Origin of the sequence: Bartonella alsatica (assembly GCF_013388295.1) — a bacterium.
Lineage (GTDB): Bacteria > Pseudomonadota > Alphaproteobacteria > Rhizobiales > Rhizobiaceae > Bartonella > Bartonella alsatica.
In genome coordinates this window covers 1,414,658-1,429,044 of record NZ_CP058235.1, presented here as the reverse complement: position 1 = coordinate 1,429,044, position 14,387 = coordinate 1,414,658, and the positions used below count along the sequence as shown (strand labels likewise).

General features: G+C 36.0%; 12 protein-coding genes. 4 read left to right on the top strand and 8 right to left on the bottom strand.

Annotation, left to right across the window (positions count from 1 at the left end; all coding sequences use genetic code 11):
- Window positions 1–59: 59 nt before the first annotated feature.
- The 8 genes from HWV54_RS05845 to HWV54_RS05810 all read right to left on the bottom strand — a co-directional run bounded on the left by HWV54_RS05845 (window position 60) and on the right by HWV54_RS05810 (window position 8,215).
- The gene (locus tag HWV54_RS05845; RefSeq protein ID WP_005865783.1) at window positions 60–1,568 is read right to left on the bottom strand and encodes a Do family serine endopeptidase; all 1,509 of its coding nucleotides are present in this window, start codon (window positions 1,566–1,568) and stop codon (window positions 60–62) included.
- Between the two features lie 238 nt (window positions 1,569–1,806).
- Entirely contained in the window at window positions 1,807–2,214 is a 408-nt protein-coding gene (locus tag HWV54_RS05840) for a cytochrome c-type biogenesis protein (RefSeq protein WP_005865785.1), read from the bottom strand.
- Between the two features lies 1 nt (window position 2,215).
- Window positions 2,216–4,195: a heme lyase CcmF/NrfE family subunit gene (locus HWV54_RS05835; RefSeq protein WP_005865786.1), complete on the bottom strand. Its 1,980-nt coding sequence runs from the start codon at window positions 4,193–4,195 to the stop codon at window positions 2,216–2,218.
- A gap of 7 nt (window positions 4,196–4,202) precedes the next feature.
- A complete protein-coding gene (gene ccmE / locus HWV54_RS05830; RefSeq protein ID WP_040296393.1) occupies window positions 4,203–4,682 on the bottom strand; it encodes a cytochrome c maturation protein CcmE in 480 nt (159 codons plus the stop codon).
- Between the two features lie 174 nt (window positions 4,683–4,856).
- Window positions 4,857–5,591 (bottom strand): tetratricopeptide repeat protein, encoded by a 735-nt coding sequence (locus tag HWV54_RS05825; RefSeq protein ID WP_005865790.1) that lies wholly within the window; start codon window positions 5,589–5,591, stop codon window positions 4,857–4,859.
- Between the two features lie 288 nt (window positions 5,592–5,879).
- Window positions 5,880–7,295, bottom strand: coding sequence for an ATP-binding protein (locus HWV54_RS05820; RefSeq protein ID WP_005865791.1), 1,416 nt, complete (start codon window positions 7,293–7,295; stop codon window positions 5,880–5,882).
- Window positions 7,292–7,960 carry a response regulator transcription factor gene (locus HWV54_RS05815; RefSeq protein WP_005865793.1) on the bottom strand — a complete coding sequence of 223 codons (669 nt, stop codon included), beginning with the start codon at window positions 7,958–7,960 and terminating at the stop codon, window positions 7,292–7,294. Before HWV54_RS05815 ends, HWV54_RS05820 begins: the two co-directional genes overlap by 4 nt.
- 18 nt (window positions 7,961–7,978) lie before the next feature.
- Entirely contained in the window at window positions 7,979–8,215 is a 237-nt protein-coding gene (locus HWV54_RS05810; protein ID WP_005865794.1) for a hypothetical protein, read from the bottom strand.
- 339 nt (window positions 8,216–8,554) lie between these two features.
- On the opposite strand from HWV54_RS05810, the gene HWV54_RS05805 reads away from it, so the two are divergent.
- The 4 genes from HWV54_RS05805 to HWV54_RS05790 all read left to right on the top strand — a co-directional run bounded on the left by HWV54_RS05805 (window position 8,555) and on the right by HWV54_RS05790 (window position 13,258).
- Window positions 8,555–10,705, top strand: a complete 2,151-nt coding sequence (locus HWV54_RS05805) for a transglycosylase domain-containing protein (RefSeq protein ID WP_005865797.1) — start codon at window positions 8,555–8,557, stop codon at window positions 10,703–10,705.
- Window positions 10,706–10,722: 17 nt separating this feature from the next.
- Complete coding sequence (locus tag HWV54_RS05800; protein WP_005865799.1) at window positions 10,723–11,319, top strand: DUF1214 domain-containing protein; 597 nt, start codon at window positions 10,723–10,725, stop codon at window positions 11,317–11,319.
- Window positions 11,312–11,851: a DUF1254 domain-containing protein gene (locus HWV54_RS05795; protein WP_005865801.1), complete on the top strand. Its 540-nt coding sequence runs from the start codon at window positions 11,312–11,314 to the stop codon at window positions 11,849–11,851. Before HWV54_RS05800 ends, HWV54_RS05795 begins: the two co-directional genes overlap by 8 nt.
- 621 nt (window positions 11,852–12,472) lie before the next feature.
- Entirely contained in the window at window positions 12,473–13,258 is a 786-nt protein-coding gene (locus tag HWV54_RS05790) for a DUF1499 domain-containing protein (protein WP_005865803.1), read from the top strand.
- The last annotated feature ends 1,129 nt before the right edge of the window (window positions 13,259–14,387 follow it).

Here is a 14,387-nt window from a genome sequence, read left to right as displayed (position 1 = left end):
ATAAAATCGCATTGTAGGACAGAAATCTACAAAACCTCTGCCCTACTAACAACAAAATACTATTTTTTGAAAATTGGAAGAGCAACAAAACGATTTTCATCCTTTGTTCGCACTTGTAGGAGTATGGCTTTTCGTCCTAGCTTTTGGGCATTCTTGATTGTATCAGTAATATCAGAAGCCTTTTTAACAGGTTTATTATTAACTGTTACAATAACATCACCAGGACGTATTCCCTTATCTGCAGCGTCTGAATCTGAATCCACATCAGTTACAACCAACCCTAAACCTTCATCAGAAGGAGCAACAATCAAACCATAATCTTCCAATATCTCATCTGAATCACTGCGTTCATTTGAATATTTTGAACCCTTTTCCTTATCTTCATTTTTAGGCATTGAATCAAGCTTAACCTTAATATTACTCTCCCTACCAGATTTCCAAACACCTAAAGTCACTATTTCTCCTGGTTCAATATTTGCAATACGCTTTGCTAGATCACGAACATCGTTAATCTTTTCACCATTCACTGAAATAATCACATCACCTGCTTTGATACCAGCCTTCGCTGCAGGGCCCTTCAACGGATCAGTAACTAAAGCACCTTTAGCCTCTTTCAAACCAATTGAATCAGAAATTTCCTTCGTTACAGGTTGAATCTGTACACCAAGCCAACCACGCCGCACTGAACCCTTTTCAATAAGTTGCTGCACAACCTGTTTTGCTGTCGCTGCCGGAATAGCAAAAGCAATTCCAACATTGCCCCCAGAAGGAGAAAAAATTGCTGTATTAACCCCAACAACTTTACCATTCAAATCAAAAGTTGGACCGCCTGAGTTTCCTCTATTAACAGCAGCATCAATCTGAATAAAATCATCATAAACACCAGTGCCAATATCACGTCCACGTGCAGAAACAATCCCTGCTGTTACAGTTCCACCAAGACCAAATGGATTACCTATAGCAACAACCCAATCACCAATGCGAAGCTTTGAATCATCACCAAAATCAACATACGAAAATTTTCTTTCCTCATCTACTTTCAATACTGCAAGATCGGTTCGTCGATCTTTCCCAATGAGCTTTGCATTCAGTTCTGTGCCATCGTCAAGAACAACAGAATAACTTGTACCGTCAGAAATTACATGATCATTAGTCACAATATAACCGTCAGACGAAATAAAAAAACCCGACCCAAAAGCTATAGGACGGAGTTTACTCGAACGCGATGGAAACTTATTTTTAGGTTTATCAAAATCATAAAACTCTTTAAAAAATCTTTTCAAAGGATGTTGATCTGGTAATTGGTCAATTCCTGGACCACTAAAAAAATTGCTAAAGAAACGGTCTTCCTTTTTATCACTCTTCACCTGCACTGCTACAACTGCAGGTTTCACTTGAGAAACAATATCTGCAAATCCTTGCTGTTGCATTAACGAAGTAAATACAGAATTTGCATTAGCCGTCGTCGTCCACAAACTTGATCCACAGCCACTAAAAAACAGTGCACTTTCCAATGCAGCAGAAAAACTTACTGCGACTAATGCTTTAAAGAAAGTTTTTTTAACCATTTGGTATATGCTCCTATTTAATCATATTTTTTATTCCAAGTCAGACTCCTTATAAAACAGCACACCTTACCGTTTTCTGTCTAAATTGTTAAAGTTTTGTAAGATTTAAGTACACAATAATACATCCTGATCAATAAGGCTGAATGACCAATTTAACTGATCTAAATTTTTTTTCATATAACATCTTTTTTAACGCAACAGTATTCTCACTGTTTCTCTGCATCGGTATTTAAGATCATTATTTTTTGTGTTTGCATTGTCTTATCCGAAAAAATATGGTGCTTGTGCTAATAACGATCATTATCAAAGGAAACAACCATAAAAACCAGGTTGTTTTATTAAATGGCGGATTCAAGAGAATAAACTCACCATATCTCTCAACAAGAAAATCAATAATTTGTTGATTAGTATGCCCCATTTTTAATCGTTCCCGAATCAAAAGTCGTAAATCACGTGCTAAAAGAGAATCTGAATCATCAATTGTTTGATTTTGGCAAATCGGACAGCGCAAATGTAATGAAATATTTCGTGCACGTAACTCAAGCACTGTATCCTTTAAAATTTCATCCGGCTCCACTGCTATCACTAACCGCAAAGGAAAAAATACGGTTAAAAAAAATAAAATCCAAAGCAATACATTTTTCATCTCAATGTCTTTTTAGGAAATTTAAAGCAATAAGCACTCTGTTATGCGCCCCAATGCGGAACCAATAACCCAAAAGAGAAAAACAGCCTCCCATAGCCATCATCAATGCTCCTAACCAAATGCATATTATATAAGGCTTCCACAATATATGCAAAATAAATCCTCGGTCATCTATACGTCTCGGCACAATATATAACTGGGATAAGCCATAATTTCGAATACCAACTTCCGTTGTTGACGTATTTTGACTTGAATAGAACCGCTTTGATGCTGTTACGCTGCGTATAACATTTTTATTTTCATGTATTGTAAAATGAAACTCCGTTGCCGAATAATTTGGACCAATGCCATCGCGCACTTCATCTAAACGAAGGATTTTATCCCCTATCGTTACCATATCTCCTATGTGCATAGTTAGAATGCGCTCTTGCGCAAAAGTTGCCACACAGATAATACCAAACAATGTAACGCCTAGCCCCATATGCGCCACTGCCGCACCCAAAACGGGCCATGGTAAACCAATAAACCTCTTAATCCGCACCCCAAAAGTTGTCTTGTGATACCCACTCTTCTCCCAAAGATCAGCCAAACTGCCTAAGAAAACAAAAGCTGAAAGACCAATTCCTAAAGCAGCAAAAATATCACGTAAAGAAGTTGCATAAAATGTAATAAAATAGACTATACCAACTAATGTAAAAACAAACCACAGCCGTTCAAAAACTGCGAGGAAATCACCACGTTTCCATGCTATCCTTGATCCAAATGGAACCAATAATAACAATAAGATCATTAAAGGCCCACAGGTAAGATTAAAAAAGGGAGCACCTACAGAAATTTTTTGGCCAGTTAATGCCTCAATAAAATAAGGGTAGAGTGTACCAACTAAGACTGTCGCTGTTATTGTTATGAGTAATAAATTATTTAAAACAATAAAACCTTCACGCGAAATTGGATGAAATAACCTCCCTTTTTGCAAAACAGGTACGCGCAAAGCAAAAAGAAAAAAAGCTCCTCCTGTAAAAAAAAACAAAATAGCAAGAATTGCCTGTCCCCGTGCTGGATCAACAGCAAAACTATGCACTGACATTAAAAGACCAGAACGAACAAGAAAAGTTCCCATAAGAACAAGAGAAAAAGTAAGAAGAGCCAAAAATAAAGTCCAATTTTTCAATGTTTCTCGCTTTTCAAGAACAAGAACAGAATGCAAAAAAGCTGTTCCTGAAAGCCAAGGCATAAACGAAACATTTTCAACCGGATCCCAAAACCAGTAACCACCCCATCCTAACTCATAATAAGCCCAATAAGATCCAACCATAATACCTAATGTTAAAAAACACCAAGCAAGTAAAAGCCAAGGACGAACCCAACGCGCCCAATGACCATCAACATGCCCCATAATTAATGCAGCTATTGCAAAAGAAAAACAAAGTGAAAAACCAACATAACCTAAATAAAGAAGTGGTGGATGGATCGCTAATGCAATATCCTGTAAAAGAGGATTAAGATCTTTTCCTTGCAATGCCGGTGGATTAACACGCAAAAATGGATTGGACATAAAAAGGGTAAATAAAAGAAAAGCACTTGTAATCCAACTTTGGCAGATTAAAACTAGTGCCTTAAACTGTTCTGGTAAATGTTGGCTAAAGAGTGCCATTAATGTACTGAAAAAAGCTAGACTTAAAATCCATAATAATACAGATCCTTCATGATTGCCCCAAACGCCAGTGATTTTATACAGCATGGGTTTTTCTGAATGAGAGTTTTCAACAACATTCAAAACAGAAAAATCTGAAACAATATAAGAATAGACAATAATCAAAAAAGATAAGAATAATAATGTAAAAGTAATATGAGTTAGAGGAACAACTATTCGCATTAACGAACGCTCCCTCCATAAAATGCCTAAAAAAGGTAAGAATGCTTGCAATAAACTCACTGCAAGTGCTGCTGCTAAAAAAATATGACCCAATTCAACGAGCACAATCGAATTATTTCTCCCTACTGTAATATTTTTTCAAGCGATCAGCTGTTTCTTTAGACATATAAGTCTCATCATGTTTTGCTAAAATGCGCGTACCGATAAAAAAACCCTGCTTATCAAAATATCCTTCTACAATAACACCTTGACCTTCACGAAAAAGATCCGGTAAGATACCATTAAAAATAACTTTTTCGTGTTTTACGTTGTCGGTTACGAAAAAAATAACTTTCATCTTTCCTACATATTCAACTGTTCCCTTTTCAACAAAACCTCCTAAACGCAAAGAACGTCCCATGAGAATATCTTCTCTTGTGACTTCAGACGGCATTCGAAAAAAACTCACCGTATTACGCATTGCATACATAATAAGACTGGTTCCAATTGCTATAACCAAACAACATAATAGAACTATCAGCAAACGATTTTTTTTTCGCTGCTGTAAAACGTCTCTCAATGAAGAAAAGGTATGAAACGGGTAACTGTTCATAAGCTGACTACGAAAATTATGCGGTGTATAATTTATTATTCACATGCCTTATTTTTCAAAGATAACTTGGCATATCTTGCATACGGACGCAACTTTTTATCCAATATCTTTAACACTCTTAAGTATCCCCTCTAACCTAATAACTAGAATGGCACAATCACTTTTCTCAATATTTTAATCGGATGCATCACGTAACTGAACGATCATGGCTTCAACACGTGATCGTCCCACAAAATCTTCAGGCATTGTATTAAGAAAATCTTGTAAAAATTGCACTGCCTGTGCGGTCTTGCCTGCCTGATGAAACGCTTCAGCTAATAACAAACGAGGATAAAAATCATTTGGCGCTAAAACCACAGCTTTTTGAAAAATATTTTGTGCCTCTTGTGTAATAATTCCGCCTTCATAACCAACCAATGCCAACCCATACCCAACAAGTCGCTGTGCCGATTCTCCATTTAAGCGAAGTGCATCTAAATAAATGTTCACTGCATCTTGAAAATGACCTTCCTCGAGATACCCTACTGCTAACGCATCTGCTAATTTGCCATCATAAGGTAAACGTAAAAAAAGCACTTGTAGACGAACAAGCTCTTCACGCTTACTAAGCGTTTTGGGATCCTTACGCATCAGTTCGCTAAAAAAATAACTTTTAACTTTTGGATCGCCTGTAAGACCGTATATGCTCAAAGTCACAAAGATGACAAACAAAATACTCAACGCTTTAAGAATATGGCCATTTTTATAATGCGTGTAAGATTTATTAGGCTTAATCGAATATACACAGCTGTTATTATTATCAATGTCTTGAACATTTAACTCTTTTTTTGTCCCATAGTGATGCAACAAAAAGAAAAGAATACTTGCGAGAAAAGTGAGAAAAAATGCTGCTAAAACTAATAAGAGCATAGTATTCTGCTAACAATATGAAAAGTAAAAAACCTAGCCAATTTATACTTCTTCCTTATGCACAAAAGCACCAATATAAAATGATAAATCCCATTTTCTTATGGAGAACAATGTAAAGTCCATCATTCATTTTTCTCATAGGTAGCAAAAGCATAAAATGTTATTTTAATTTTAATACAGATATAGCTCTTAGAATTCTAAAATAGCTCTGTGCTCTCTATATCATGGAATAACAATGCTGTACACTTACAAACTTCGATATACATGCTCTAAAAAAGAAAAAATAATTCATCCCCATCTTGTTAATACAACTTTTGCACATACCCCACCCAAATCAGAACGCGATAAAAAAAGACTGCCCCCATATTCATTCACCATATCTGAAACAATCGCTAATCCTAACCCCGTTCCCGGCTTACTTTCATCAAGTCGACATCCTCTTTTCAAAGCTTCATCAATTTTGTCTTTTGTTAAACCAATACCATCATCTTCTACAAAAATACTAAAACATTCTGTTTTTTCAATATTTTTCTCTAAACGGCAGGAGATAAGAACTTTCGTGTGAGACCACTGAGCAGCATTCTCAACTAAATTCCCTACTATTTCCTCTAAATCTTCTCGTTCACCAGAAAAAATAATATCATCGACATCCATAACAAATTGAAATTGTTTTTCAGGGTTAAGCTTTTCCATAACCCGTATCAGACGATTAATCACACTGCGGACAGAAGTATGATAAACGACACTATCGCATTGTGCAGCAATCCGAGCACGCTGTAAATAATGATTTATTTGAGATCGCATTATTTGCACTTGCTCTTTCAATAAAAGAGCCTGTTCACCGCACATTTTATCAATCTCATTCACAAGAACTGACAACGGCGTTTTCAAGGAATGAGCTAGATTACCAACCTGTGTCCGAAACCGTTCAATAATACGCTGATTATTACTAATGAGAGCATTCATCTCTTGTGCCAACGGCATAACTTCGCTTACTAAATCCGTATTCACGTAGTTAACCCTGCCCTCACGAATATCATTTAATGCTTGTCGGATAAGCTTCAATGGTTGGAAACTAAAGAAAATGATAGCGATATTGATAAGAACACTACCTATACCAAAACTCCAAAGAAAAATTTGTAAAGTGCGTTTAAATTCCCGAACTTGTGCATGTGCCTCATCAATATTCCCGACAAGACGAAAACGCGCAATATGATTTTGATTATCAAGAACTACGTCACTCTCTATCACTTGTAACTTCTGACCATTTTCCCCCTTTATCCGATAAGAGCGAAAGAATTTGTTGTCAAAAGGTATATCAGCATCACTTGGTGAAAATATTCTCCCAGTTCCCAATGATGGAGATGTAAGCCTTCCTTGTAGATTAGATGATATAGCAATAACCTCCCAAAACCACCCCGATTTAGGATCTGAATAACGAATATCATCAATCCCAAAACTTCCCATTAAATTCCCTTCAGGTGATACAGTCACTGCCGCAATAAGACTGTAAAGCTGAACAGAAAGGATACGCTCTAGGCTTTGTTCACTTGAACGCCGATAAAATAAAATACTGACTGCAGAAATCGAAGAAAGAGAAATAACGACCCATAATGTTGATAAAATCATAACGCGTAAGCTGAGAGACTTTCCAACGAGAAAAAATATTTCCTTAAGCCAGCTCTTGTTCTTCAGGACACTCATTGATCACCTGGTGCTCTTGCTCGATAACCCATTCCACGAATGGTCTCAATCAAATCAACCCCAAGCTTTTTACGTAACCGACCTACAAAAACTTCAACCGTATTGGAATCCTTGTCAAAATCCTGATCATAAAGGTGTTCAATAAGCTCTGTCCTTGAAACCACCTTATCACAATGATGCATAAGATATGAGAGAAGTCTGAATTCATAGGATGTTAATTTAATCAACTGACCATCAACAAAAACACGAGAGGTCTTAGTATCTAACAAAACACTACCGCAGCATAACGTACTTGCAGCATGGCCAGTAGCTCGACGAATTAATGCCCGCAACCGGGCCATCACTTCTTCCAAATGAAATGGCTTAACAACATAATCGTCAGCACCAGCATCAATGCCAAGCACTTTATCAGACCAGCGATCTCGTGCTGTTAGCATTAAGACAGGCATAGTGCATCCTTCTTGTCGCCATTTTTCAACAACACGAATTCCATCTATATGTGGCAAACCAATATCGAGTATGACAGCATCATAAGTCTCTGTACTTCCTAAAAAATAAGCCTCTTCACCATCGAAAGCACTATCTGAAACATAACCTGCACTTCTTATAGCTTCTGCTAATTGATGATTGAGATTCCGATCATCTTCAACAATTAAAATACGCATCACAACATCTGCCAAACACTAATCGGCGGGAACGAAAACCTCAACACGGCGCAGCTTTTCACCATCACGAGCTGGCACAACAACCACAATCATACACATATCCTTTCCATCTTGAACAACTGGTTTTGAACGTACCAATACTCCATTCTTTTGAGTAGCTATCCCCTTGCCCACTTCGGTACAACCAGCAGCTAGAACAGAATCTGTTCCTAAAAAAGCTGTTATCATCACGAATAAGAAAACTTTTTTCATCATAGATATTTCAATCTATTCTATCTACTTTTTTGAATATAAAACAACCAATGTTTGTTTATTAAAAATGCTTGAGGAATAATTTATTTTGTTTCAGAATAGCGTTTTAATAATATTACAAAATTTAAAAATTTCAACCTAAAAGCTTTTTAATAATTAATAAAATGATACAAAGAAAGATTTTTAAACAAATCGTAAAATCTTAATACATAGCCTACAATAAATAGCCTTCATTCTAAACTAAACACTTTCTCTGTTAGTACTATAGCAAAAAATTACTTCTGTACCATATATTATTATAGATTTGTTTGGTTGCATTTCTTTGTTATAGGCTCTCTTTAAATGTTTGATTTTTTTAAAAAAAAAGAAGAAAAACATAATAGATCATTTCATAGCCCAGCACTCATTGAATTAGATGCACTGTTTGACACAGCACTTTATCGCATCTGCTCTGCGAACAGTTTGTTCTGGAACAGAGCAAAAATAGTCTCACAATATTTTCATACCCGTGGATGGAAACGCTTTATAGTAGAAATTTTAAATGAAACACTGTCATTAGGATTGATTAGTTTTACTCTTTTCACCATTGTTGGTATTTCTGTTTTCGAATTAACAAAAAAAGATTGGTATTTACCTAAAAAATTTTCCATTCTTTTTCTAGATCGCTACGGAAATCCCATAGGTCACCGTGGCGCATTACCAACTGTGTTTGTACCCGTTGAAAAAATGCCTGATTATGTTATTAAAGCTGTTCTCGCAACAGAGGACCGTCATTTTTTCGATCACTGGGGAATTGACTTGCAAGGTCTCACACGAGCAATCTTGCAAAATATACAAGCTAAAAGTGTAGTTCAAGGTGGTTCAACCCTTACACAACAACTTGCTAAAAATTTGTTCTTAACAAATGAGAGAACTATAACACGAAAAATCAAAGAAGCCTATCTTGCTCTTTGGTTAGAAGCAAACTTCAGCAAAAAACAGATTTTGCAGCTTTATCTTGACCGTGCATATATGGGAGGAAATAATTTTGGTATTGCAACAGCTGCAAAATTTTATTTTGGGAAAAACATAGGTAATATATCCCTTAGCGAATCCGCTATGTTAGCAGGACTTTTCAAAGCCCCAACTAAATATGCTCCTCATAACCACCTCTTTGCTGCCCAAACACGTGCCAATGTAGTACTTGCTAATCTTGTTAACAGCGGTTTAATGACTGAGGGACAAATTGTCAATGCCCATCGTCATCCCGCCAGAGTACTTACAAAAATAGAAAATAATCATCCTGATTATTTTCTTGATTGGGCATTTGATGAAGTTAAAAAAATGCGTGACCAACTGCCGAGTCATACTTTAACTATTCAAACCACTCTTGATCCAGATATCCAAAAAGCAGCAGAAAAATCAATCGCATATTACTTACAGCAATATGGTCAACAATACCGCGTCACACAAGCCGCTACCGTCATACTTGACAATAACGGCGCTGTACGTGCAATTGTTGGAGGAGTTGATTATAATAAAAGCCAATTTAATAGAGCAACACAAGGTGGTCGACAACCTGGTTCTTCATTTAAACCGTATGTCTACGCAGCAGTAATGGAACATGGTCTATCTCCCTCCACAATCGTCTTAGATGCTCCCATCAATTGGGGAGGGTGGTCACCTAAAAACAATTCTGGTCATTATCTTGGTAAAATAGATTTGGCAACAGCTTTAGCTTTTTCTATCAATACAGTACCTGTCTATCTTACCTATCAATATCTTAACCGCGATACTCAACCCATCATAAATCTTATCAAAAATATGGGGATTCATGCACACATTTTATCACATAAAACTATGGTCCTGGGTACATCCAATATGACCCCTATGGATCAAGCAACCGGTTTTAATGTCTTTGCTAATGGAGGAAAAGCTGGAAATCGTCATGGTTTCACGCAAATCAGGACAATAAATGGACAGGTGGTGTGGGACTTTGAACATAACGGTAACAAACCACATCAAGTCCTCAGTCGTCAGTCAGCAGCTTATATGAACCAAATGATGGTTGGAGTTACAACACGAGGATCAGGAAAACGTGCTGCTCTCCCTATGACCCTTGTTGCCGGAAAAACTGGAACATCACAATCCTATCGCGATGCATGGTTTGTTGGGTTTACTGGCAATTACACTGGAGCTGTATGGATAGGCAATGATGACTTTTCACCAATGAATCGTGCTTTTGGTGGTGGTCTTCCTGCCATGATATGGCACCGTATTATGCTTTCTGCACATCAAAATATTATGCTTAAACAACTATATGGCGTAAAAGATTCTCTTCTCCCTTATCAACCACCAACACATCCCTCCAACCATGATTCTGTACTTGCATCCCCAATACCCTATACACTCTCCTCTGAAACACTAGATATTGTACATCTGATTAACAATGACCTGAAAAAGTTATCTGCAATCTCTTTGAAAAAGGAACCTATTGGGGCTTCAAAGCTTTGAATTCGAGATATCCTACAATGTTTATTAAGATCATTATTCCCCTTTTCATCTTTGCTTGTTCAATTTTATGTGGAACACTGAGTGTTCACTATATACTTAATTTCTTTAACAATTTTGGACGCTTCACGATTGGAGAATGGAGTGCTTACCCTCAAATTGGAACATCCAATACTGATCCCTATACGCGCGCGCGTGCTGCCAAACGAGGTGCAATTTCAATGGGACGCACAGAGGGCCTTATTTTCCAAATTTGGAAAGATAACCACGGGCATCCATTACGCTCCTATTGCCATTATTTACTCAAAGGACACATCCCTGAAGCCCGTCTCTTTACCATCTATACAGCCAACAAATCCCTCAAACCTTATACTTCTTCCAAAGAAATACCTTTCGAACTCTATACTGATAATGTTACCTATGAAAATGATGGCTCATTGCACATCAACATCGCACCAACACCACAAATCGGCAATTGGCTTGCAACTATCAGTCAAAAAGAATTTGGACTTATTCTTACTTTGTACGATACCTCAATCATCTCTGCAACGGCATTACAAAAACTTACGATGCCCTCTGTAGAACGAATTCTATCAGGACACAAAAACTGTGACTAGATTTATTTATATCGCGCTTCTTGCAATCATTGGTGCTATCATTACTCATATTTGTGTTCTATTTCTAATACCCTATTGGGCACAAAATAATATATGGATAGAGCTTAAAAAATCGGGATCTTCTTATCAATTCGTTGACTTGGAAGCGAGTAACCCTATTCAACAGTCAACTGATCCACTCTTTGTTCTTAAAGTCTGCAGATTTGATCTCGAAAATGGCCCTGTTCATTTAAAAGCTTTAAAGACAACACAATTTTGGTCACTAGCAGCCTACACATACGATGGAATTATTTTCTACAGCCTTAATGACCACACAGCCCCTAATGCTACCCTCGACCTCATCATTGGAAAACCGATACATATCATAGAACTCAAACAGTCAAAGCCTCAAAACAATATCAATTCAGTTTTAGTCGCTAAAAATTTGAATAAAGGTTTTGCTATATTACGTATCTTTACTCCTTCTTTACTTGCACAGAAAGAAAGCGAAGCCTTCTTTTCATCTGCAACCTGTCGCATGTTGAATGCATAAAAGTGCAGTAATCTCTAACTATATACATGTTTCTTTCTATAAGAGTAAACAAAAGCATATCAAAATAGTTATTTTCAACTGTAATCGACATAATATCAGAATAAGAATGCAACTCTCACTATAACTTTTAAATAATTGCATTTTTCTGAGACAAAACATCATACATAATACTCTCCACAATAATCCTTTGTTGAAACACAAACCTCCTATACAAGAAGATAAAAACAGCATTTAATTATAAATATCAAATAGAATAAAACCTCTGTTTCACAGAATCATATCATATCCGATAAAAAACTCTTCTTTTGATCAAAAAGTAAAAGATAGCTTAAAATTCTGAACAAACACACTTATAGAAACTGTAAAGCTTATCATCTAAATTTATTTCTATGTGTTTTAAAACTAGTCCTATAAAATTTGCCTGACTATAAACTATAGAGAAAATGATTATTGCCCTTAATGAATGAGCTAGAATAATTACTGGAAATTGATGGTCATCAAGCATCCTTGATCTCAAAAATAAGTGCTTTACTTTTGTTGTATAACTAAAAGCTTTTTGTAAAATCTGGAATTTGAAGAGAATTTTTGCTTAGGATTTACAGTTGAGGGAAAGAAAACTTCATGAAAAAAAAATATGTTAGGTTAATCTCAAGAGCAGCAGTATGGTCACCCCGCTTTGGCGGATTAGCATTCTTGATTTTGTTATTTTCAATCCTTTTACAACGCTTTTCGGTAATTGATGTAACTGTCTTTATGATTTTGATAATAATTTCTGCTTGCTGTGTGGTTGTTTCTCTTTTTTTCGCTGTAAAAGCACTTTACAGCTTGTGGGTATATGGTGCTCTAGGTGGAATGAAAGCTTTAAGAGGAATTATTTATTCGCTGACCACAGCCATACCATTAGTGTTATTTTGGGGATTTTGGTTTACTTTACCAGCTCTTCATGACGTTTCTACTGATATACAAAGGCCACCAACCTTTTTTCGTACCGCACGTCCTAGCGATGCCTTACCATTAAAGAGTGTTTTGATTGAACAAGCAGCATTACAGATGTCACAATGGCCGGAAATGTCGGGACGCCGTTATGACGGTTCGCCTGATCGTATTCGCGAATCCGTTCTTAATGTTTTAGCTGCCTATGATTGGCCAGTTATAGCTCAAAAAAAGTTTAAAGGTGAAGAAGATGAACTTTATATTGAAACAGTAGCAAAGTCTTTTTACCTTGGCTTTATTTCGGATATTGTTATTCGTTTAATCGATGAAGGAGATACAACTTTTGTTGATATGCGTTCTGCTTCACGTTATTTGCCAAGAGATTTTGGTGCGAATGCGGCTTTTATTATCGATTTTATGGAAGCACTTGATACAGAAATCGCTTTACTCCCTCTTTCTCAGGATGAGAAGTAAAGCTGAGAAGTAAGATATACTCTCTTAGTAACGCAGCTTAATTCCCAAATAAATTTTAAGACAAGCGGAAACGAATAAACCAATTACCATCTCTCAACACCCATAAACACACTCTTAAATTCTTGATCTTACTCAAAGTAATTTATAGGTTCTTTCTAGCGCGTGATCTATGGATAAAAATATCGAATTCTAAATTAAGATACCATAGTCAAATGATTTTACGCATACGACGTTTTATGGTGAGACATTTTATTATAAGGATAAGAAGAGAAATTCTATAGTAAGGTAACAATAAGCGTCCCCTACGGGTTTATTTTTTTAATGAGAGCAGAATATTATATTTATCTAAAATTTGATGTAAATTAATATAGTTACAAAAAAATCAATAATAATAAAGAAAAAATTTCATATATAAAATATTGTTTTCAAATGAAAAAAATAATTTCTCTAAAAATTAAATATAAATAACAATATATTATTTGTATATTGTTATTTATAAAACATAAATTGTAACAAGAATATAGTTTTATTTACAATGTTGCTGAAACATGATACATGAAGCGTAGCTTTTTCTTAACAAAATCATAAAAATGAATGAGCAATCAACCTGAAAAGATAGTATCCTTTTCTTGGTTCACAAAAGCCATTAAGAAATACTATTCATTATGTCATCGAATTCAATCTCGTTGTCATTGTTTTGCGTCTTCTTGGCTTGGTTAATCATTTTATTTTTCAAGCAATTATTGACCGTATTCTATTCTTCCAGCATGCAAAAAGCTTCTATGCTATCGTTGTCCTTATATTGCTATCATGCTGTTTAGCACAGTTCTTAGCTCTCTCACAGGCTATTTTAGGACTTATTTAGCCAATCGGCTAACTCTAGAATCTGGATACCGTATTACATCCATGTGTTAAGCTTCTCACTACCTGTATTTACCTACTTGGCAAGTAGGGAAATTATTTACACGCCTCGAAGAGTTTAATATAATATGTATTTTTAACGGAAACTATCGCAATAATTGTCTTGAATGTTCTTTTTTCTATCATTTATCTCGCAGCACTCTTCTTCATCAGTTCGCAACTGACCTTTATTGTTCTCATCATCTTGCCCTTATAAATGGAGTCTTAG

Coding starts and splice junctions, on each gene's coding strand:
- HWV54_RS05815 (WP_005865793.1), bottom strand. CDS start 7,960: ATGCGTATTTTAATTGTTGAAGATGATCGGAATCTCAATCATCAATTA.
- HWV54_RS05845 (WP_005865783.1), bottom strand. CDS start 1,568: ATGGTTAAAAAAACTTTCTTTAAAGCATTAGTCGCAGTAAGTTTTTCT.
- HWV54_RS05840 (WP_005865785.1), bottom strand. CDS start 2,214: ATGAAAAATGTATTGCTTTGGATTTTATTTTTTTTAACCGTATTTTTT.
- HWV54_RS05800 (WP_005865799.1), top strand. CDS start 10,723: ATGTTTATTAAGATCATTATTCCCCTTTTCATCTTTGCTTGTTCAATT.
- HWV54_RS05810 (WP_005865794.1), bottom strand. CDS start 8,215: ATGATGAAAAAAGTTTTCTTATTCGTGATGATAACAGCTTTTTTAGGA.
- ccmE (WP_040296393.1), bottom strand. CDS start 4,682: ATGAACAGTTACCCGTTTCATACCTTTTCTTCATTGAGAGACGTTTTA.
- HWV54_RS05825 (WP_005865790.1), bottom strand. CDS start 5,591: ATGCTCTTATTAGTTTTAGCAGCATTTTTTCTCACTTTTCTCGCAAGT.
- HWV54_RS05805 (WP_005865797.1), top strand. CDS start 8,555: ATGTTTGATTTTTTTAAAAAAAAAGAAGAAAAACATAATAGATCATTT.
- HWV54_RS05820 (WP_005865791.1), bottom strand. CDS start 7,295: ATGAGTGTCCTGAAGAACAAGAGCTGGCTTAAGGAAATATTTTTTCTC.
- HWV54_RS05790 (WP_005865803.1), top strand. CDS start 12,473: ATGAAAAAAAAATATGTTAGGTTAATCTCAAGAGCAGCAGTATGGTCA.